Origin of the sequence: Streptomyces sp. D2-8 (genome assembly GCF_023184515.1) — a bacterium.
Taxonomy (GTDB): Bacteria; Actinomycetota; Actinomycetes; order Streptomycetales; family Streptomycetaceae; genus Streptomyces.
In genome coordinates this window covers 680,078-700,168 of sequence record NZ_JAAHBP010000003.1, presented here as the reverse complement: position 1 = coordinate 700,168, position 20,091 = coordinate 680,078, and the positions used below count along the sequence as shown (strand labels likewise).

The 20,091-nt window shown below is 72.8% G+C and carries 19 protein-coding genes and 1 pseudogene; 10 read left to right on the top strand and 10 right to left on the bottom strand.

All coding sequences use genetic code 11. The annotated features are described in order from the left end of the window. Positions 1–26 precede the first annotated feature (26 nt). From G3I77_RS09545 to G3I77_RS09535, 3 genes are read left to right on the top strand one after another with little or no spacing between them, the layout of a single operon-like run. Positions 27–782 (top strand): (Fe-S)-binding protein, encoded by a 756-nt coding sequence (locus G3I77_RS09545; protein ID WP_248502186.1) that lies wholly within the window; start codon positions 27–29, stop codon positions 780–782. Continuing rightward, a complete protein-coding gene (locus G3I77_RS09540) occupies positions 779–2,257 on the top strand; it encodes a LutB/LldF family L-lactate oxidation iron-sulfur protein (protein WP_248502185.1) in 1,479 nt (492 codons plus the stop codon). Before G3I77_RS09545 ends, G3I77_RS09540 begins: the two co-directional genes overlap by 4 nt. Further along, a complete protein-coding gene (locus G3I77_RS09535) occupies positions 2,254–2,901 on the top strand; it encodes a lactate utilization protein C (protein WP_248502184.1) in 648 nt (215 codons plus the stop codon). The genes G3I77_RS09540 and G3I77_RS09535 overlap by 4 nt, the downstream gene beginning before the upstream one ends. A 14-nt stretch (positions 2,902–2,915) precedes the next feature. Here G3I77_RS09535 and G3I77_RS09530 read toward each other — a convergent pair. Together G3I77_RS09530 and G3I77_RS09525 are read right to left on the bottom strand one after the other, a co-directional pair. Continuing rightward, a pseudogene (locus G3I77_RS09530) lies at positions 2,916–3,314 on the bottom strand (SDR family NAD(P)-dependent oxidoreductase); the annotation flags it as partial. A 43-nt stretch (positions 3,315–3,357) separates the two neighbouring features. Then, positions 3,358–3,927, bottom strand: coding sequence for a TetR/AcrR family transcriptional regulator (locus G3I77_RS09525; RefSeq protein ID WP_248502183.1), 570 nt, complete (start codon positions 3,925–3,927; stop codon positions 3,358–3,360). A 146-nt stretch (positions 3,928–4,073) separates the two neighbouring features. Between G3I77_RS09525 and G3I77_RS09520 the strand changes: the two genes are divergently transcribed. After that, positions 4,074–4,931 (top strand): MoxR family ATPase, encoded by an 858-nt coding sequence (locus tag G3I77_RS09520; protein WP_248502182.1) that lies wholly within the window; start codon positions 4,074–4,076, stop codon positions 4,929–4,931. After that, complete coding sequence (locus tag G3I77_RS09515) at positions 4,928–6,286, top strand: VWA domain-containing protein (protein ID WP_248502181.1); 1,359 nt, start codon at positions 4,928–4,930, stop codon at positions 6,284–6,286. The genes G3I77_RS09520 and G3I77_RS09515 overlap by 4 nt, the downstream gene beginning before the upstream one ends. Here the strand turns inward: G3I77_RS09515 and G3I77_RS09510 are convergent, their stop codons facing one another. Beyond that, positions 6,287–6,991 carry an SDR family oxidoreductase gene (locus tag G3I77_RS09510; RefSeq protein WP_248502180.1) on the bottom strand — a complete coding sequence of 235 codons (705 nt, stop codon included), beginning with the start codon at positions 6,989–6,991 and terminating at the stop codon, positions 6,287–6,289. It abuts the gene before it with no gap. 212 nt (positions 6,992–7,203) lie between these two features. On the opposite strand from G3I77_RS09510, the gene G3I77_RS09505 reads away from it, so the two are divergent. Then, on the top strand, positions 7,204–8,181 hold the full coding sequence (locus G3I77_RS09505) for an NAD(P)-dependent alcohol dehydrogenase (RefSeq protein WP_248502179.1): 978 nt from the start codon (positions 7,204–7,206) through the stop codon (positions 8,179–8,181). A gap of 11 nt (positions 8,182–8,192) precedes the next feature. Here the strand turns inward: G3I77_RS09505 and G3I77_RS09500 are convergent, their stop codons facing one another. Genes G3I77_RS09500 through G3I77_RS09490 form a run of 3 tightly spaced genes read right to left on the bottom strand, consistent with a single transcriptional unit; the run spans position 8,193 to position 10,270 of the window. Then, positions 8,193–8,552 carry a cupin domain-containing protein gene (locus G3I77_RS09500; protein ID WP_248502178.1) on the bottom strand — a complete coding sequence of 120 codons (360 nt, stop codon included), beginning with the start codon at positions 8,550–8,552 and terminating at the stop codon, positions 8,193–8,195. Positions 8,553–8,612: 60 nt separating this feature from the next. Then, positions 8,613–9,593, bottom strand: coding sequence for a pyridoxal-phosphate dependent enzyme (locus G3I77_RS09495; protein WP_248502177.1), 981 nt, complete (start codon positions 9,591–9,593; stop codon positions 8,613–8,615). Next, a complete protein-coding gene (locus G3I77_RS09490; protein ID WP_248502176.1) occupies positions 9,590–10,270 on the bottom strand; it encodes a transcriptional regulator in 681 nt (226 codons plus the stop codon). Before G3I77_RS09490 ends, G3I77_RS09495 begins: the two co-directional genes overlap by 4 nt. A gap of 186 nt (positions 10,271–10,456) precedes the next feature. Between G3I77_RS09490 and G3I77_RS09485 the strand changes: the two genes are divergently transcribed. Genes G3I77_RS09485 through G3I77_RS09475 form a run of 3 tightly spaced genes read left to right on the top strand, consistent with a single transcriptional unit; the run spans position 10,457 to position 13,100 of the window. Next, on the top strand, positions 10,457–11,377 hold the full coding sequence (locus tag G3I77_RS09485) for a metal ABC transporter solute-binding protein, Zn/Mn family (RefSeq protein ID WP_248502175.1): 921 nt from the start codon (positions 10,457–10,459) through the stop codon (positions 11,375–11,377). After that, positions 11,374–12,222 carry a metal ABC transporter ATP-binding protein gene (locus G3I77_RS09480; protein ID WP_248502174.1) on the top strand — a complete coding sequence of 283 codons (849 nt, stop codon included), beginning with the start codon at positions 11,374–11,376 and terminating at the stop codon, positions 12,220–12,222. Before G3I77_RS09485 ends, G3I77_RS09480 begins: the two co-directional genes overlap by 4 nt. Beyond that, on the top strand, positions 12,219–13,100 hold the full coding sequence (locus tag G3I77_RS09475; protein WP_248502173.1) for a metal ABC transporter permease: 882 nt from the start codon (positions 12,219–12,221) through the stop codon (positions 13,098–13,100). The genes G3I77_RS09480 and G3I77_RS09475 overlap by 4 nt, the downstream gene beginning before the upstream one ends. 7 nt (positions 13,101–13,107) lie before the next feature. Here G3I77_RS09475 and G3I77_RS09470 read toward each other — a convergent pair whose 3' ends face one another. Genes G3I77_RS09470 through G3I77_RS09455 form a run of 4 tightly spaced genes read right to left on the bottom strand, consistent with a single transcriptional unit; the run spans position 13,108 to position 18,857 of the window. After that, positions 13,108–14,805, bottom strand: a complete 1,698-nt coding sequence (locus G3I77_RS09470; RefSeq protein WP_248502629.1) for an amidohydrolase — start codon at positions 14,803–14,805, stop codon at positions 13,108–13,110. Between the two features lie 47 nt (positions 14,806–14,852). Further along, positions 14,853–15,836, bottom strand: coding sequence for an ABC transporter permease (locus G3I77_RS09465; RefSeq protein WP_248502172.1), 984 nt, complete (start codon positions 15,834–15,836; stop codon positions 14,853–14,855). Then, positions 15,833–17,836, bottom strand: a complete 2,004-nt coding sequence (locus G3I77_RS09460) for an ATP-binding cassette domain-containing protein (RefSeq protein WP_248502171.1) — start codon at positions 17,834–17,836, stop codon at positions 15,833–15,835. The genes G3I77_RS09465 and G3I77_RS09460 overlap by 4 nt, the downstream gene beginning before the upstream one ends. A 10-nt stretch (positions 17,837–17,846) precedes the next feature. After that, positions 17,847–18,857 carry a sugar ABC transporter substrate-binding protein gene (locus tag G3I77_RS09455; RefSeq protein WP_248502170.1) on the bottom strand — a complete coding sequence of 337 codons (1,011 nt, stop codon included), beginning with the start codon at positions 18,855–18,857 and terminating at the stop codon, positions 17,847–17,849. Positions 18,858–19,064: 207 nt separating this feature from the next. Here G3I77_RS09455 and G3I77_RS09450 point away from each other — a divergent pair, with 207 nt between their 5' ends. Next, a complete protein-coding gene (locus G3I77_RS09450; protein WP_248502169.1) occupies positions 19,065–20,087 on the top strand; it encodes a LuxR C-terminal-related transcriptional regulator in 1,023 nt (340 codons plus the stop codon). Positions 20,088–20,091: the final 4 nt, after the last annotated feature.

Genomic DNA, 20,091 nt, shown 5'->3' with positions numbered 1-20,091 from the left:
CCGATGATCGACCACTAGGAGCCGCGATGCGTGTCGCCCTGTTCCTGACCTGTGTCAACGACACGCTCTATCCGGACACCGGGCGCGCCGTGGTGAAACTGCTGACCAGGCTGGGTGTCGACGTCGACTTCCCGATGGCGCAGACGTGCTGCGGGCAGGCGCACTACAACACCGGGTACCGCCATGAGGCCGAGCCGCTCGCCCGGCATTTCTCCGATGTCTTCGGCGAGTACGAGGCGATCGTGACGCCGTCCGGGTCGTGCGGGGCGATGGTGCGGGAGCTGTATCCGCGGATGGGTGAGCGGGCCCGGGCCGAGGGGCGCGGGGAGGCCCTGGCCACCACGCTGGCGCCGGTGGTGCCCAAGACGTACGAGCTCACGGAGTTCCTGGTCGACGTGCTGGGCGTGACGGACGTCGGGGCGTACTACCCGCACAAGGTGACCTACCACCCGACCTGCCACGGGCTGCGCGGACTCGGGCTCGGCGAGCGGCCGCGGCGGCTGCTCCAGTCCGTGCGGGGGCTGGAACTCGTCGAGCTGCCGGGGGCCGACGAGTGCTGCGGCTTCGGCGGCACCTTCGCGCTGAAGAACGCCGACGTCTCGGCGGCCATGGGCACCGACAAGGTGCGCAACGCCGAGTCGACGGGCGCGGAGGTGCTGTGCGCGGCCGACAACTCCTGCCTGATGCACATCGGCGGGACGATGGCCCGGCTGCGGACCGGCATGCGGCCGGTGCACATCGCGGAGATCCTGGCGAGCACGGAGGAGGAACCGGCCGTATGAGCGGGACGTATCTCGGCATGCCGGCGTTTCCGGAGGCCGCGCGGGAGGCCGTGGGGAACGCGACCCTGCGTGGCAATCTGCGGCACGCCACCCACACCATCCGCGCCAAGCGGGCCAACGCCGTCGCGGAGGTGTCCGACTGGGCCGAGCTGCGCGAGGCGGGCAAGCGGATCAAGGACCACACCCTGCGCCATCTCGACCGCTACCTCGTGCAGTTGGAGGAGTCGGTCACGGCCGCGGGCGGCGTCGTGCACTGGGCCGCCGACGCGGACGAGGCCAACGAGATCGTCACCCAGCTCGTGAAGATGACCGGCGAGTCCGAGGTCGTCAAGGTCAAGTCGATGGCCACGCAGGAGATCGGGCTCAACGAGGCGCTGGAGGCCGAGGGCATCCACGCCTTCGAGACCGATCTCGCCGAGCTGATCGTGCAGTTGGGCAAGGACCGCCCCTCGCACATCCTCGTCCCGGCCATCCACCGCAACCGGGGCGAGATCCGGGACATCTTCGCCCGGGAGATGAGCGAGTGGGGCCGCCCCGCTCCCGAAGGCCTGACGGACACACCGGCCGAACTCGCCGAGGCCGCCCGCCTGCACCTGCGGGAGAAGTTCCTGCGGGCCAAGGTCGGCATCTCCGGCGCCAACTTCATGGTCGCTGAGACGGGCACTTTGGTGGTCGTCGAGTCCGAGGGCAACGGCCGGATGTGCCTGACCCTGCCGGAGACGCTGATCTCGGTCGTCGGCATCGAGAAGATCGTGCCGACGTGGCGGGACCTGGAGGTGTTCCTGCAGACCCTCCCCCGTTCCTCGACGGCCGAGCGCATGAACCCGTACACGTCCACCTGGACCGGCACGACCGACCAGGACGGGCCGGGCACCTTCCATCTGGTGCTGCTGGACAACGGCCGCACCGACACCCTCGCCGACGAGGTCGGCCGGCAGGCGCTGCGCTGCATCCGCTGCTCGGCGTGTCTCAACGTGTGCCCGGTGTACGAGCGGGCCGGCGGCCACGCGTACGGCTCGGTGTACCCGGGGCCGATCGGCGCGATCCTCAGTCCCCAACTGCGGGGCACGGGCAGCGAGATCGACGCGTCGCTGCCGTACGCGTCCTCGCTGTGCGGGGCGTGCTACGAGGTGTGCCCGGTCGCCATCGACATCCCCGAGGTGCTGGTGCACCTGCGGGAGCGGGTCGTACAGGGCGGCGAGGTCACGCGGGAGGGCAACAAGGTGGTGCTGCGGCCCGCCAAGGGGCATGCCGCCGAGCGGGCGGCGATGCGCGCGGCACGCTGGGCGTTCACGCACCCGGGCGCGCTGCGCACCGGCCAGCGCGCCGCCTCCCGGACGCGTCGCTTCCATCCTCGTACGCTGCCCGGGCCCGGCCGGGCCTGGAGCGGGACCCGGGATCTGCCGCCGGTGCCCGCCGAGCCGTTCCGGGACTGGTGGCAGCGCACGCGCAGCGGGAAGGACGGGGCCCAGTGAACAGCAGGGAACGCATCCTGGGGCGGGTGCGGCGCGCTCTGGCGGACGTACCGCGGGACGACGCGCCGTACGAGCAGGCGGTGTCGCGTGACTATGTGCGCGAGCACGGGGAGCGGAGTGCCGCGGAGACGGTGGATCTGCTCGCCGAGAACCTGGCGGACTACCGGGCGATCGTGCACCGCACGGACACCGGCGGGCTGGCCGGTCTGATCGCGGGGCTGCTGGAGAAGCGCGGGGCGGCTTCGGTGCTGGTGCCGCCCGGGCTGGACGAGGGGTGGCTGGCGGCGACCGGTGTCCCGCGGGTGACGGACCGGGCGGAGAGCACTCCGGGCGAACTCGACCTGGTGGACAGCGTGGTGACGGCCTGTGCGGTCGCGATCGCCGAGACCGGCACCATCGTGCTGGACGGTGCACCCGACCAGGGCCGTCGCCGCATCACCCTCGTCCCCGACCACCACATCTGCGTCGTACGGGTGCCGGACCAGGTGGTCTCCTCCGTGCCACAGGGATTCGAACGCCTCGACCCGGCGCGCCCGTTGACGTGGATCTCCGGGCCGTCGGCGACCAGTGACATCGAACTGGACCGGGTCGAGGGGGTGCACGGTCCGCGCACCCTGGAGGTGGTCCTGGTGGGCGGCGCCTGACTCGGGGCAGGATCCGAGCCGACGTAGCCGCCGTCGACCCGCAGGGCGCCGCCCGTGGTCGCCGAGGCCTGGTCGGAGGCGAGGTAGACGACCATGTGGGCGATCTCCTGCGGCTCGATCAGCCGCTGGAGCAGCGACTGCGGCCGGTGCTGCCGCATGAAGGCGCGCCGGGCCTCGTCCCAGGGCAGGTCGCGGTCGACGAGCCGGCGGACGAAGTCCTCGACGCCGGCGGTGTGGGTCGGTCCGGCGATGACCGAGTTCACCGTGACGCCGGTGCCGGCCGCCTGCTTGGCGAAGCCCCGGCTCACCTCGAGCAGGGCGGTCTTGGACATGCCGTAGTGGATCATCTCGGCGGGGACGACGACCGCCGAGTCGCCGGCGATGTTCTGCACGCGCCCCCAGCCGCGTTCGGTTCCGCTCCGGGGCGTCGCAGGGCGGCCGTTTCGGCGGCCGGCCTCATCGCGTGCCGGAGGCGTCCAGCAGCGCGGTCACGGTCGTCGTGGTCAGGCCGTCCAGCGTCTCGATCCCGGCGCCGGCCCGGGCGCTGGCCCCGTCGAAGACCAGCATCAGCTGACGGGCGAGCAGCTCCGCATCCCGCGCCCCGCCCTCCTCGGCCCGCGTACGGAAGAAGCCCAGCAGCCACTCCTTCGCCCCGCGGGCGACGGCACTCGCCGGGTGCTCGGGATCCTTCAGCTCGACCAGCGCGGCGAGATAGGGGCAGCCCCGGTAGGCGGGCTCGGCCGAGACCTTCTCCAGCCGCTCGAAGACGTGCAGGATCCGCTCGCGTGGGGTGCCGGCCTCCTGCGGACCGGGCGCCAGCCGCTCCTCGTACACCGGAAGCCGCCGGGCCAGGCTCGCCGCGAGGACCTCGTCCTTGCTCGCGAAGAGCTGGTACATGGACCGCTTCGAGACCCCGGCGCTCCGGCACAGCGTCTCGACACCGAGGGAGACGCCCTCGCGGTAGAACAGCTCGGCCGCCGCGTCGAGGAGCCGGTCCCTGGTGGACGCCTTGTCGGTTGTGCCCATACGGGCGAGAGTACCCCGTCACGAGCCCCGGGGAAACCGATCGGTTTTGCCGCCCGCCCGCACAGGAACCCCGTGACAGCGTGAGTGAACAAGCGCTTAGATAGTGCCCTGTCCGTCCGTCTGTCGCCGCCGACCCGGAGGCCCCGTTGTTCACATCCGTCGACGACGTCTCCGCACGCCTCGCCGAGACCGGCTACCTCGCCTCGCCCGCCGTCGCCACGACCGTCTTCCTCGCCGACCGCCTCGGCAAGCCGCTCCTGGTGGAGGGCCCGGCCGGCGTCGGCAAGACGGAGCTCGCCAAGGCCGTCGCCGAGGTCGCCGGCGCACGGCTCGTCCGCCTCCAGTGCTACGAGGGGGTCGACGAGTCCCGCGCCCTGTACGAGTGGAACCACGCCAAGCAGCTCCTGCGCATCAGCGCGGGCCGCGACGAGACGTGGGACGAGGCCCGTACGGACATCTTCAGCGAGGAGTTCCTGCTCACCCGGCCGCTGCTGACGGCCATCCGGGGCGACGACCCGAAGGTGCTGCTGATCGACGAGACCGACAAGGCGGACGTCGAGGTGGAGGGCCTGCTGCTGGAGGTGCTCAGCGACTTCCAGGTGACCGTCCCGGAGCTCGGCACCATCACGGCGACGCGCCGCCCCTTCGTCGTCCTCACTTCCAACGCGAGCCGCGAACTGTCCGAGGCACTGCGCCGCCGCTGTCTCTTCCTGCACATCGGCTTCCCGGACGAGGAGTTGGAGCGCCGGATCGTACGGCTGAAGGTGCCGGGCCTCGACGAGGCGCTGGCGCGCTCGGTCGTCCGGGTCGTGGGCGCGCTGCGGGCGATGGACCTGCGCAAGGTGCCGTCGGTCGCCGAGACGGTCGACTGGGCGCACACCCTGCTCACGCTCGGCGCCGGCTCGCTGGACGAGACGGTCGTGCGGGCCACGCTCGGGGTGCTCCTCAAGCACCAGGACGACGTCCTCAAGGCGTCCGCCAAGCTCGACCTGGACGCCCTGTGACGACGCCGGCGGGCGTCGCCGAGCGGCTGACGTCGCTCGTCGGGGCGTTGCGCGCGCACGGCGTGCGGATCGGTACCGGCGAGACGGTCGACGCGGGGCGGGCGGTCGGGGAACTCGGCCTCGCGGACCGGGAACTGCTGCGCGAGGGTCTCGCGGCGACGCTGCTGCACGGGCCCGGCCAACGCCAGGTGTTCGACCCGGTCTTCGACCTCTACTTCCCGCGCGGTGTCGGCGGACCGGAGCAGCGGGCGGCGGGGCGGGAGGACCTGCGGAACCGCCTGGCCGACGCCCTGGCGGCCGACGACCAGGGGATGCTGGGCCGGCTGGCGGTCGAGGCGGTCGACGGTTTCGGTGGCTACGGTTCCTCGCCGGAGTCGGACGGCTGGTCGTCGTACCAGGCGCTCGAACGGCTGCGGCCGCAGACGTTGCTGGCCCGGGTGCGGGACAACGTCCGGGGGCAGGGCGGAAGTTCAGGGTTCGCGGACCGGCTGCTGGAGGACGAGATCCGGCGGCGCATCGACACCTTCCGCGCTCTGGTGGCCGCGGAGGCGCGGCGGCGGGTCGCCGAGCGGCGCGGCCGGGACGAGATCGCCCGGCGGGCGGTGGCCCCGACGGCCGACCGGGTCGACTTCCTGTTCGCGGGGCAGGACCGGCTGGCCGAGCTGCGCAGGACGGTTCAGCCACTGGCCCGCAAGCTCGCGACCCGGCTGGCGGCCCGGCGGCGGCGCGCCTCCCGGGGGACGATCGATCTGCGGCGGACCCTGCGCGGTTCGCTGTCGACGGGCGGGGTGCCGATGAAGCCGGTGCTGCGCAGACGGCGTCCCGCCCGCCCCGAACTGGTGCTGCTGTGCGATGTGTCGGGGTCGGTCTCCGGCTTCTCCGACTTCACGATGCTGCTGGTGCAGGCGCTGCACGACCAGTTCAGCAAGGTGCGCGTGTTCGCCTTCGTCAACCGGATCGACGAGGTGACCGGGCTGCTGGAGCACGGCAGGGCGGACCCGGAGGCGCTGGGCGCCCGTATCCAGGCGGAGGCGGCGGTCACGGGCTATCACGGCAGCAGTGACTACGGCATGGCGCTGGGCGAGTTCGCCGAGCGGTACGCGGACGCGGCCGGTTCGCGCACGACCGTGTTCGTCCTCGGTGACGCCCGCACGAACCGGAGCGATCCGAACCTGCCCGCCGTGCGGCAGATCGCCGAACGCGCCCGCCGCGTCCACTGGCTGAACCCCGAGCAGCGCTCCCGCTGGGGCACGGGCGACTCCGTCGCGCCCGCCTACGCCGAGCTGGTCGAGATGCACGAGTGCCGCAACGCCCGGCAGTTGAGCGCGCTGGTGGCCCGGCTGCTGCCCGTGTGATCAGGCGGCGGTGAGCTGCGGGTAGAGGGCGGCCGGGTCGGCCGCCAGCCCGGCCTTGACCTGCCGGGAGATGTCGTCGGCCAGGACCTCGTAGGCACCGGAGGCGATGCCGTCGAGGGCCTGCGCCGCGACCGAGTCGGCCGTGGACTTGGGGGCGTCGACCCCGACGGTCATGTCCGTGTCGACGTAACCGACATGGAGGCCGGTGACGTCGATCCCGCGCGGCTTCAGGTCCAGGCGCAGGGAGTTGGTCTGCGACCAGAAGGCGGCCTTGGAGGCGCTGTAGGAGCCGGCGAGGCCGATCCAGGACAGCACGGAGTGGACGTTGAGGATGTGGCCGCCGCCGTTGCGCTCGATGACGGGGACGAAGGCCCGGGTCACCAGGAGCGGCCCGTAGAAGTTGGTCTCGAACTCGCGCCGCACGTCCTCGACGGGCGAGTCGAGGAAGTTCGCGTTCACCGACGCACCGGCGTTGTTGATCAGCAGGGTGACGTCCTGCGCCTGCTCGGCCGCCGCGGCGACGGACGCCGGGTCGGTCACCTCCAGAGCCAGCGGTACGGCGTCGGGGTGCGTGACGGTGCGCGGGTCGCGGGCGGTGGCGTACACCTTCCGCGCGCCCCGCTCGTACAGCGCCGCGACCAGCGCCCGGCCGATACCGCGGCTGCCGCCGGTGACCACGGCAACGGAACCTTCGATGGCGGTCATGGGGTCTCCCTCATTCCTTCTCAGCATGGAAACCGATCGGTTTCCGATGCCGGGAAGCGTAAACCGATCGGTTTCCGAGAGCAAGCGGAGGGGATGGGAGGAGGGTCGTTGTCCGGGGAAACGACATCCGGCCTCCGGAGAAAATCAGGGTTCGTCCCCGATGGTCCGCACGCGGGGGTCTGCCTACGCTCGCCGGGAGCGGAGGAGGTCTCATGAAGGCAGTGGTCCAGGACCGGTACGGCTCGGCGGACACGCTGGAGTTCCGGGAGGTCGACAGGCCGGCCCCGGCGGCCGGTGAGGTGCTGGTACGGGTACACGCGGCCTCGGTCAACGCCTACGACTGGCACTTCATGCGCGGTGATCCGCTGCTCGGCCGCGGTGTGATGGGGCTGCGCAGGCCCAGGATGCCGGTGCGGGGCCGGGACTTCGCGGGCCGTGTCGAGGCGCTGGGCCCCGGGGTCACGGGACTCGAGCCCGGTGACGAGGTGTACGGGGAGGCGGACGGCGCGTTCGCGGAGTACGTGTGCGCGCGGGCCGGCGAGGTGGGCCCGAAGCCCGCCAACCTCACGTTCGAGCAGGCCGCCGCGGTACCGCTGGCGGGGAACACCGCGCTCATGGCCCTGCGCGACGTCGCCCGCGTGCAGCCGGGGCAGACGGTCCTGGTGAACGGGGCGTCGGGCGGCGTGGGCACGTTCGCCGTCCAGCTCGGCAAGGTCTACGGCACGGACGTGACGGCCGTGTGCAGCACGCGGAATGCGGACCTGGTCCGCTCACTGGGCGCGGACCGGGTCATCGACTACACGCGGGAGGACTTCGCCCGGGGCGGGGAGCGGTACGACGTCGTGCTGGACCTGGTGGGCAATCGCTCCCTCGGGGAGTTCCGGCGCGTGCTGGCCCCCACCGGGACGCTCGTCCTGTCCGGCGGCGGGGTGTACGAGGGCGGCAGCGTGGTGGGGCCGATGGGGCTTTTCCTCAAGCGGCGGGTCCTGGCGCCCTTCGCGCGCGGCCAGCGGCTGCTGGAGGTCTCGGCGCGGCAGAGCAGCGCGCATCTCGCGACGCTGCGGGAACTGGCCGAGTCCGGAAAGATCGCCCCGGTCGTCGAGCGGACGTATCCGCTCAGCGAGGCCGCCGAGGCGATCCGGTACCTGGAGGTGGAACACGCCCGGGCGAAGGTGGTGGTCACCGTGTGACGCGCGGCCCCCTAGTCCTTCTTGGCGTAGTCCTTGGCCATGCTGCCCGCGAAGTCGTACACCACGCACTGCTCGTCGCCGGCGACCCACGCGTCGTGGCCGGGTGTGCAGACGAACACGTCGCCGGGTCCCACTTCGCTCTCCGCGCCGTCGTCCATGCGGATGTGCATACGGCCCGAGACGACATAGCCGTTGTGGTGGAACTGACAGCTGTCCGTCCCGGCGATCGGGGCCACGGACTCGGACCAGCGCCAGCCCGGTTCGAAGGTGGCCACGGCGAAGTCCAGTCCGCTCATGTGGACGGCTTCCAGGTGGCCTCGGGGGTAGTCGCGCCGCTCGTCCGGCTTGTCGAGCGTCTTCACTTCAAGCATGACGCTCCTCCTCGGTGAGGGTGTGCTTCCATCGTCCGCCTGTCCGGTGGGCGGCGCCATTCATGGGGTGCCGCTGCCGCAGAGCTCGGCGAAGCGCCCGGCGTCGATGTTGCCGCCGGAGATGACGACGCCGACCCGGCGCGGCAGGGTGCCCGTCCGGCCGGTGAGCAGGGCGGCCAGCGGGGTGGCGCCGCTCGGCTCGACGACGATCTTCAGGCGTTCGAAGGCGAATCGCATCGCGTCCCGGATCTCGTCGTCGGTGACCAGGACGACGTCGTCGAGGAGCCGCCGGTTGACCGAGAAGGTCAGCTCTCCGGGAGTGTGCAGGGCCTGGCCGTCGGCGATGGTGTGCGGGACCGGGACGCTGATGCGCCGGCCGGCCTCCAGCGAGCGCTTCGTGTCGTCCCCGGCCTCCGGCTCGACGCCGATGGTCCGGATGCCGGGGTACAGGCCCTTGGCGGCGGTCGCGCTGCCGGCCATCAGCCCGCCGCCGCCGACCGGTGTCAGCAGCGCGCCCAGCTCCCCGGTCTCTTCGAGCAGTTCGAGAGCGGCCGTGCCCTGTCCGGCCATGACGTGCGGGTGCTCGTACGGCGGGATGAGGGCGAGACCGCGCTCGGCGGCGAGGGCCTCGGCGACGGCGACGCGGTCGCCGGTGTAGCGGTCGTACGTGACGATCTCGGCGCCGTAGCCGGCGGTGGCGGCCCGCTTCGACGGCGGGGCGTCCTCCGGCATGACGATGACGGCCGTGGTGCCCAGCTCGCGGGCGGCCAGAGCGACGGCCTGGGCGTGGTTGCCGGAGGAGTAGGCGGCGATGCCCCGGGAGAGCTGCTCGGGGGTGAGGCGGGAGGCGGCGTTGTAGGCGCCGCGGAACTTGAAGGCGCCCACGCGCTGGAAGTTCTCGCACTTGAGGAAGATCTCGGCGCCGGCGAGCGCGTCCAGGGTGCGGGAGCGCAGCACCGGCGTGCGGTGGGCGACGCCCTTGAGCCGGGCTGCGGCGTCGCGCACGTCGTCGAGGGTGACCGGTGGGGTGGTGGTCGTCACGCGGGTCCTCCGGTGGAAGTGTCGTGGGCGGCCCGGGCCTGGGACAGGTAGTTGTAGGCGGAGGCGCGGGAGATGCCGAGCCGGGCGGCGACCTGCTCGACGGCGCCGCGCACCGCGAAGACCCCGCGGGTGTCCAGCCCGCCGAACAGCTCCAGGCGTTCCGCGCGGTCGAGCTCCGCCCAGCTGCCCCGCTGCTTCGACTGGTGGGCGTCGACGAGGGCGTCGACCACGGAGTCGATGTCGTTGGCGAACGTGGTGGTCGGCAGCTCGGCCGGGGCGGCACCGAGTCCGGCGAGCGCGCCGAGCAGGCCGTGGGCCTGGGTGACGGCGCTGATGTCCACGTTGACGCAGAGGGCTCCGAACACGGCTCCCGTGGAATCGCGGAGCACCATCGTGGAGGACTTCACCTGCGTCCCGTTGCGGGTGCGGGTGACGTAGTTCAGTTCGTCGGCCGCCTCGTCGCCGCGGGCGAGGACGCGCATACCGATCTCGCTCATCGCACCGCCGACCGTTCGCCCGGTCACCGATCCGGCCACGGCGACCACCGACTTCTCCGGGCTCCGGTAGTCGTGCAGCACGACGTCGCACACCGGCCCGAAGGTCGCGGCGATCCCCTCCACGACCGGCGTCAGCGCGGCGAGGATCGCGTCCCGCTCGGCGTTCGGCTCGCTGCCCATCCGACCTCCTCTCACCTCCATCACCTTAGACCATGAGTCCAAGTCTTGGATAGACAGTCCAATCGATCTCCAACAGTTGGCAATGGTTTTCGCATGACTTGGACCTGAACCCGCTTTTGACATTCATTCCCATCTAGCGTGATGCCTGTCGACCAACCCCCTGTGCACGTCCGTCCTGGAGGAGCCATGCCCCTGTCCACGTCCCGCCGCCTCGCGCTGCTGACCAGCGCGTCACTGGCCCTGCTCGCGGGCTGCGGCAGCTCTTCGGACTCCGCCGGTGACAAGAGCGCACCGACCCGCGTGACCGTCGTCGCCTCCACGAACGTCTACGGCGACATCGCCCGGCGCATAGGCGGCGACCGGGTCGACGTCACATCGGTCATCAGCGACCCCGACCAGGACCCGCACTCCTACGAGGCCGACCCCCAGAACCAACTGGCCCTGTCCAAGGCGAAGGTCGTCGTCGAGAACGGCGGCGGCTACGACGACTTCGTCGACCGCATGCTCAAGAGCGGACACAACGACTCCGCCGAGGTGATCAACGCGGTCGAGGTGTCCGGCAAGGCCGCGCCCGAGGGCGGGGAGCTGAACGAGCACGTCTGGTACGACTTCCCCACCGTCGCCGAGGTCGCCGGCCGGATCTCCACCGCCCTCGCCGAGGCCGACCCGGCCGACGCGGCCGCCTTCGAGAAGAACGCCGCCGCCTTCAAGGCGGGACTCGCGCCGCTGGAGGCCAAGGAGGCGCAGATCAAGAAGGCGCACGGCGGTGAGGGAATCGCCATCACCGAGCCGGTGCCGCTGTACATGACCGAGGCGAGCGGCCTGGTGAACAGAACGCCCGCGCAGTTCAGCGAGGCGATCGAGGAGGGCGACGACGTCTCCCCGCGCATCCTCCAGGAGAGCCTCGCGCTGTTCAGCGGGGCGAAGGTGAAGGCACTCGTCTGCAACGAGCAGACCTCCGGCCCGCAGACCGAGAAGGCCGAGGCGGCGGCCAAGGCGGCCGGCATCCCCGTCGTGCCCGTGACGGAGACCCTGCCGAAGGGCAAGGACTACCTGGGCTGGATGACCGCCAACCTCGCCGCGCTCGCGGGCGCGCTGGCCAAGTGACCCCGATACCCCGGCAGGACGGCACGCCTGTCATCGCCCTGCGCGCGGCCGCCCTGTCCTACGGCGAGCGCGAGGTGTGGAGCGGTCTCGATCTCGACGTACGGCCCGGGGAGTTCCTGGCCGTACTGGGCCCGAACGGTGCGGGCAAGACCAGCTTCGTCCGGGCGCTGCTCGGCCGCCGGCCGCTGTCCGCCGGCACCTTGACGGTCCTCGGCCGGCCCGCGCGCGAGGCCGCACGGCACATCGGCTACGTCCCGCAGCAGGCGGCGCTGTCCGCGCAGACCCTGCTGCGCGCCCGCGACCTCGTCCGGTTCGGCATCGACGGCCACCGCTTCGGGCCGCGGCCGCGCACGGGCGGGATCCGCCGCCGGGTGGACGAGATCCTCGCGTCGGTCGGCGCCTCGGCCTACGCCGACGTCCCGCTCGGGATGCTCTCCGGCGGCGAACGGCAGCGCGTGCGCATCGGGCAGGCCCTGGCGACCGACCCGCGTCTGCTGCTGTGCGACGAGCCGCTGCTGTCGCTCGACCTGCACCACCAGCGGGCCGTCACCGAACTGATCGACGCCCGGCGCCGCTCCCACGGCACGGCGGTGGTGTTCGTGACGCACGAGATCAACCCGGTACTCGGCCTGGCCGACCGGGTGCTGTACCTGGCCCGCGGCGGCCACCGGGCCGGCACCCCGGACGAGGTGCTGACCTCCGAATCGCTGTCCCGCCTCTACGGCACACAGGTCGACGTGATGCGTGTCCGGGGCCGGGTGGTGGTCGCGGGGGCACCCGACGAGACGGCCACCCCGCCGCACCACCCCGAGCGGTTTCACGAGACGGACGGAGTGCGCGCATGACACTCGCCGACGGGATCTGGCACCAGGTCTTCGACTTCACCGACTACGGCCAGCTCCTCGCCCTGGTCCGCAACTCCCTCGTCGCCGGTGTGGCGCTGGGCCTGGTGGGCGGGCTGGCCGGGCTGTTCGTGCTGATGCGGGACCTGCCGTTCGCGGTGCACGGCATCAGCGAGCTGTCCTTCGCCGGGGCGTCGGCGGCACTGCTGCTGGACGCGAACATCGTGGCGGGCTCGATCGCCGGTTCGCTCCTCGCGGCCGGCGCCATCGGCGTCCTCGGAACGCGGGCCCGGGACCGCAACTCGGTGATCGGCGTCATCATGCCGTTCGGACTGGGACTCGGCGTGCTCTTCCTCGCCCTCTACAAGGGCCGGGCGGCCAACAAGTTCGGTCTCCTCACCGGGCAGATCGTCGCCGTCGACACCCCGCAGATGTCCTGGCTGCTCGGCACGTCCGTCCTGGTGCTCGTGGCCCTGGCGGTCATGTGGCGTCCGCTCGCCTTCGCCAGCGCCGATCCGGACGTGGCTCAGGCCCGCGGGGTTCCGGTGCGTGGACTGTCCTTCGCGTTCATGCTGGTGCTCGGGCTCGCGGTCGCCCTGTCGGTGCAGATCGTCGGGGCGCTGCTGGTGCTCTCCCTGGTCGTCACCCCGGCCGCGGCGGCCGCCCGCGTCACCGCGTCGCCGGTGCTGCTGCCCGTGCTGAGCGTGCTGTTCGCCGTCACCTCGATCGAGGGCGGCATCCTGCTCGCCCTGGGCAGCAGCATCCCCATCAGCCCCTACGTCACGACGATCTCGTTCACCGTCTACGCGGTGTGCCGGGTGACCGGCCGGTACCGGAACCGGCGGTGGGGAGCGCGGCGGACGGCGGTGCGAGTGGCCTGAGCAGGCCTCACCGTTCGAAGACGACCTGCCCGTCGAAGACCGTGAGATCCACCTGCACCTCAGTGATCTCGTGCGGGTCGAGGGCCGGCAGTGACCGGTCCAGGACACACAGGTCGGCGGCCCGGCCCGGTTCGACGGTGCCCTTCCAGTCGTCCGCGAAGTCCTGCCAGGCGGCGGTGGACGTGTAGGCGCGCAGGGCCTCGGCCAGGGGTACGCACTGCTCGGGGCCGCTCGGACGGCCGCTGGCCTTGGACTCGCGCAGCATCATCGAGGCCACGCCCTGCCGCCAGTCGGGCTCGGTGATGGGGGCGTCGGAGCTGGCGCAGACCCGTACGCCGGCGTCGAGCGCGGAGCGCACCGGCCACTGGTAGGCGGAACGTTCGGGGCCGACGACCTCGTCCATCAGGTCGGAGATGGTCCACTTGATGGCGGGGTTCATGTTGACGCCGTAGCCGTGCGCGGCGAGCTTGCTCAGGCTGCCGGGGCTGATGAAGTCGCCGTGGATGACGTAGTGGCGGGCGTCGGGCCGGGGCGCGGCCGTGTTCGCGGCGAGGAAGGCGTCCACCACGAGGTCGATGGCCCGGTCGCCGGTGACGTGCACGCCGAGCTGGAAGCCGGCCTCGTGGCCGAGCCTGATCATCTCGCACAGTTCGTGCACCTGGAGTGCGGGCGTGTCGCCGTGCACGCACAGGGCGCCGTGGCCGCCGCCCGGATACGGTTCGCTCATCCACGCCGTGCGGTTGGGCGGCACGCCGTCGGCGAAGATCTTGACGCCGATGGCCCGCAGCAGCCGGGGGTCGGCCGACTCGGGGCGGCTCAGTTCGGCCAGTCCCTTGCGGACATCGTCGGCGGAGCCGCCCATGGGGGCGGGCAGGAGCAGGACGCTGACGCGGGCCTGGAGTTCGCCGCTCGCGGCGAGGTCGGCGTAGGCGGTCCAGTTGTCGGTGCTCAGGCCGCCGAAGAGGGAGCCGGCACCGCCGGGGCCGAGGCCGGGCTCGGTGTAACTGGTGATTCCGCGGGAGTGCAGCTCACGGATCACGCCCTGGATGGCCCGGCGGCGCTGGGCCTGGGTCGGGGCGGGCAGTTCGGCCTGGACGAGCCGCCCGGCGGCCTCGCGCAGGATGCCGGTGGGCCGGCCGTCGGGGTCGTGGTCGATGACACCGCCGGGCGGGGCCGGGGTCGCGGCGTCGACGCCGCAGCGGCGCAGCGCTTCGGAGTTGACCCACACCATGTGTGAGGAGAAGTCGGTCAGGCAGACCGGGTGTTCGGGCGCCACCGCGTCCAGGTCCCGCCGGTGCGGGAAGCGGCCCGGGTCGGCCAGGCACTCGGCGAGGTAGCCGGCGTCCCAGCCCAGGCCGATGATCCACTCCCCTTCCGGTGCCTCGTGTGCCGCCCGGCCGACCGCCGCGGCGATGTCGGCGATGGAACGCACCGCCGGGTGGCCGACGTCGAGGGCGAACGGCGGTTTCGTCATGCCGTAGGCGGCCCCGTGCAGATGCGAGTCGTTGATGCCGGGCAGTACGGTCCGGCCGCCCAGCTCGACGATCCGGGTGCCGGGCCCGGCCAGGGCGCGCATCTCCGCGTCGCTACCGACGGCCAGGATGTTCCGGCCGCGCACGGCCACGCCCTCGGCGACGGTGAACCCGGCGTCGACGGTGAGGACCTGACCGCCGGTCAGGACGAGGGTGGGAGTGGTGTCGCTCACGGATGCGGTGTCGCTCACGGATGACCTCATTTCGGGGGGAGGGTGGGTCAGCGCCCGGTGCGAGGGGCGAAGTACGCCAGGGCCGCGCCGGCCACCAGCGCGGTGCCCTGGGCCATCTGCTGCCAGAACGTCGGCACGTTCAGCAGGGTGAGGCCGTTCTGCAGGCCGCCGAGGAAGAGCACGCCGAGCAGGACGCCGAGGATGGAGCCTGTACCGCCGGTGAGGGCGACGCCGCCGAGCAGCACCGCGGTGAGCACGGTCAGTTCGAACCCGGAGCCGGAGGTGCCGGCCACCGCACTGTCCAGCACCGATGCCTTGATGGCCCCGGCCAGGGCGGCGGCGACGCCGGTGGCGACGAACAGCGCGAACGGGGTGCGGCGGATGGGGATGCCGGAGAGGTGGGCGGCCTCGCGGTTGACGCCGATGGCGAAGACGTGCCGTCCGGCCGGGGTGAGGGCGAGGAACAGGGCGCCCGCGGCCAGCACGAGCGCCGCGATGACGACCGGCGCGGCGATCCCGGCGATGCGGGCCCCGCCGATCCAGGCGAACCCGGGGCCGAAGCCGCTCAGCGGCAGCGGGAACAGTTGCTGCGCCAGACCGCGCACGGCGGTCAGCATGCCGAGGGTGACGATGAACGCGGACAGGCCGAAGTAGCAGCACAGGACGCCGTTGACCGCCCCGACCAGCGCCCCGGCCGCGAGCGCCCCGAGCAGTGCGACGGCGGGCGACTGGTGGTGCTGCCCCGCCAGCCAGCCCGCGACCAGCCCGCCGAGGGCGAGCGTGGAACCGACCGACAGGTCGAGGTAGCCGCTGATGACGAGCAGGGCCAGCGGGACGGCGACGACGGCGAGCGTGGCGGCGTCGGTGGCGATGCCGCGCAGGTTGGCCGGGTCGAGGAAGCTGCCCGTGGTCAGCTGGAAGACCAGCACCATCGCGACGAGCACGACGAGGAGCGGGTTGCGGCGTACGGTGGCGAGCCCGCCCAGGGCGATCGGGCGGGGCCGCGGGAGGGTCGGGTCGGCGGTGGTCATGCTGCTCCTTCGGCGGTCAGGGGGTCGTGAACGGCCGACAGCAGGGCCTGTTCGGTGAGTTCGGCACCGGAGAGTTCGCCGACGATCCGTCCCCGGGCGACGATCAGACAGCGGTCGGCGAGCGCCACGATCTCCTCGGGGTCGCTGGAGGCGAACAGCACGGCGGTGCCGCGTTCTTCGGCGAGTGCGGACACCACCCGGTAGATCTCCTGCCGGGCCCCGACGTCGACGCCCTGGGTCGGCTCGTCCAGCAGCAGCACGTCCACGTGCCGGGCCTCGTTGATCCACCGGCCGAGGACGAGCTTTTGCTGGTTGCCGCCGGAGAACGCGCCCGCCGGCAACCGGGGTTGGGCGGGACGCAGCCCGACCGCGCTCGCCAGCGCGCCGAACACCCGCCGCTCGGAGCGCAACACCCGTACCCCGAAGCGGGACAGCGGCTGGACCGAGGGGAGCAGCGCGTTGTCCTGCGCGGACAGCGACGGGAACAGGCCCTGCGCCCGCCGGTCCGCCGGTACGAGCGCGATCCCGGCGGCGAGCGCGTCGGCCGGCCGGGCGGGGGTGACGGTTCGGTCGCCGACCCGGACCGTGCCGGCGGTGGCGCGGCGCCGGCCGTAGAGGGTCTCCAGGATGCGGGTGCGGCCGGAGCCGGTGAGCCCGAACAGTCCGACGCGTTCGCCTCCGGCGACGGTGACCCTGACGGGGCCGAAGCCGGGACCTTGCAGGGCTTCGGCGACGAGGCGGGGTGTGACCGGCGTGCGCCGAGCCTCGGGCGGGTCGTGGGTGGGCGTGTGGGCGGGGTCTTGGGCGTCCGGGCGCGTCGGGTGTGCGGGGCCGTGGACGTCCGGCGGCGGTGGGTGTGCGGGGCCGTGGACCTCCGGCCCCGGCGGGTGTGCGGGGCCGTGGACCTCCGGCCCCGGCGGGTGTGCGACGCCCTCGGTGTCCGGCCCCGGCCTCTGGCCAAGGCCCTGGGCTTGCGAGCCCGGCGTCTGACCAAGACCCTGCACCTCCGACCCCGGCGTGGGACCGAGGCCCTGGACCTCCCGCCCCGGCGCGTGGCCGAGACCCTGGACCTCCCGCCCCGGCGCGTGGCCGAGACCCTGGACCTCCCGCCCCGGCGCGTGGCCGAGACCCTGGACCTCCCGCCCCGGCGTCTGGCCAAGACCCTGCACCTCCGACCCCGGCGTGGGACCGAGGCCCTGGACGTCCGGCCCCGACGTCTGGCCGAGGCCGTGGGCCTGTGGGCCCGGCGCCGGCCGGGGGCCGCTCGCGTGCCGCACCGGTGAGCCCGCGATCGCTTCCACCAGGTCCCGCCGCGTCTGCCCCGCCACCGTCGTACGGTGGGCCACCCGGCCGTCCCGCAGCACGGTCACCGCGTCCGCGAGCCGTTCCACCTCTCCCAGGAGATGGGTGACGTAGACGAGGGCGAGCCCCTGGGTGCGCAGGTCCTCGACGCGTTCCGCCAGGGCATCGGTCTCCGCGCCGGACAGGGCGGCCGTCGGTTCGTCGAGGACCAGGACGGAGGCGCTGCGGCTGAGGGCCTTGGCGATCTCCACCAACTGGCGCTGGCCCATGGGCAGATCACCCACCCGGTCGCGCGGGGAGCACTTCGCGGCCACCCGCTTCAGCAGCCCGGCGGCGACCTCCTCCTGGGCACGCCGGTCGATGCGGCCGTGCCGGGTCCACTCCTGGCCGAGGAAGATGTTCTCCGCCACGGTCAGAGCGTCGACCACGCTGAGCGTCTGGAAGATGATCGCCACGCCGGACGCGATGGACTCGCGAGGGGTGAGCCGGGTGTACGACGTCCCGCCGACCTCGATGGTGCCGGCGTCGGGCGGGTAGGCGCCGCCCAGGCACTTGATGAGGGTGGACTTGCCGGCGCCGTTGTGGCCGAGCAGGGCGTGCACCTGGCCGGCGGGGACGGTGAGGTCCACACCGTCGAGGGCCTTCACGCCGCCGAAGGATTTGGTCAGGCCGCGGATGCGGAGGTTCGTGGTCGTCATGGCGTCGGCCCTAGGCGTTCTGGGCGAGCAGGGCGTCGATCCGGGCGGTGTCGGCGCGCTGGACGAGTGTGATCGGCACCTGGGCGCTGGGGTTCGCCTTTCCGGCGGCGACCGCGCGCGGCACGTCGACGATGGCGGCCGCGATGTCCTTGGGCGCGAGGGCGGCGGAGGCCCGGTAGAACGTGCCCTGCTTGACGGCGAGGAGGGAGGGCGCGGAGCCGTCCTGCCCGCCGACGAAGGTCTTGGCGTCGTCCTTCGCCCGGCCCGCCTGCTGGAGAGCTTTGAAACCGCCGTACGCGGCGGCGTCCGTGACGCCGAGGACGAGGTTGAGGTCCGGGTGCTTGGCGAGGATCGCCTTCGTCTTCGACAGCCCCGTGTCCGGGTCGATGGACTGCTCCCGCGCCACCACGTCGACGCCGGGCGCCGCCTTGGTGAAGGCGTCGATCATGCCCTTGGTGCGTTCGCGGCCCAGCTCGATCGTGCTGTCGGTGAGGAAGGCGATCTTGCCCTTGCCGCCGAGGTGTTCCTGGGCCCACTTCGCCGCTGCCGCGCCGAGCAGGGTGCCGCCCTCGCGGAAGCTGAACTGGATGTCGGCGCTCTGGTGTTGCAGGGAGCCGCCGTAGGTCACCCAGATCAGCCCCGCGTCCAGGGCCGCTTCGGCGAGCGGCTCGGCGGCCTCGAACACCATGGGGAAGGAGACGATCGCCGGGACCTTGCGGGCGACCCAGGTGTTCAGGTTGCTCGCTTGTGTGTCGGCACTGGCGTTGTCGCTCGTCGTCAGCAGGGAGATGCCGTGCTGCCCGGCCCGGGCGGTGGAGAGCTTCACCAGCGTGGAGTAGAGCGGCAGCTGCGTGAAGGGGTAGTCGAGGCCGATCTTCGTCAGGCGGGAGCCGCCGGGGGGTGAGGGCTTGGCCGAGGCGGCCGTGTTCTCCGGCGCCGAGCATCCGGCGGCCGCCAGCGCGGTGGCGGCGGACAGGGCGAGGAAGTGTCTGCGCGAGGCGGTGTACGGCGGTGGGGTCATGGCGAGGGCTCTCCGAGGGGCGGGCCCGACTGGAGCGGGCGTCCGGCTGTGCCGATCAGGAAAGACCCGCCGGGCCCGCCGCACCATCCGTAGAAATACCGACCGCGGATACGGCCGGACCCCGGTGGACACCTTGCCGGACACGGCCAGGACCCCTATCGTTAGGCCCCAAACGACATTGCTGTCCGAGCCGCCCGGAGGCTCGCCATGCCCAGCCACCACCAGATCGCGGCAGCCGCCCGCATCGGCATGCTCACCCGCGAGCGCGACACCACCTCGGCCTCCGCGCAGGCCCTCCGCGAGCTCGCCCGCGCGCTGCCGCTGGACGCGGCGACCCTGCTCACGATCGACCCGCTGACCGGCTCCCACGTCCAGGTCGCGAGCATCGGCTACGCCGCCGAGGCCGCGCAGGCCCTCGCCGGGGAGTTCGTCGCGACCCCGTGGTACCGCAATGTCGTACGGCGGGAGCTGCCGCCGTCCATCTCGGAGGACGCCGAGGACGCCGGACCCCGATTCCGGCACGGCTGGTTCTACGCCGAGCGGGTCCGCCCGGCCGGATTCCGCGACGGCGTCACGGGGGCGCTGCGGCACCGGGGCCGGCTGGTGGGCCTGGTCCACCTCTCCACCGAGAGCGCGGACGCCTACGACACCGACGCCCGCCGGCTGCTCGCCTCCGTCATCCCCGCCCTGGCCGCCCTCGCCGACCCGCTGGCCCACGCCGGTGATCTGCACGGTCTGGCGGAGACGGACGCGGCGAGTCTCGTCACCGGCGACGGCGCGGTGCTCGACCTGCCCGGCCGCGACCGGCCCCGGGCACTGCGGGAGGACGGCGGGTTCGGCGCGCTGCTGCACGCCTTCACCGGCACGGGCGGGCAGCGGCTGCGGCTGCTGTGGCCGGCCGGCGGAGGCTGGCACCGGATCGTTCTGCACCGGCACCCGGCAGGGCCCGGCCTGGCGGCGGACGCGGTGCTGGTGCGCGAGACGCCCACGGAACTGCCGTACGGGCTCAGCCCCCGGGAGCTGGAAGTGCTCACCCGGGCCGCCACGGGGCAGACCAACCAGGCCATCGCGCAGACGCTGTTCCTGTCCCCGCGGACCGTGCACAGCCATGTCGAGCATCTGCTGCGCAAGACCGGCTGTGCCTCCAGAGCCGAGGCCACCGCGCTCGCGGTGCGGGACGGGCTGCTGCGGCCGGACCCGGATCACCTGGCGCGGTTCGTCGAGCGGTGATCCG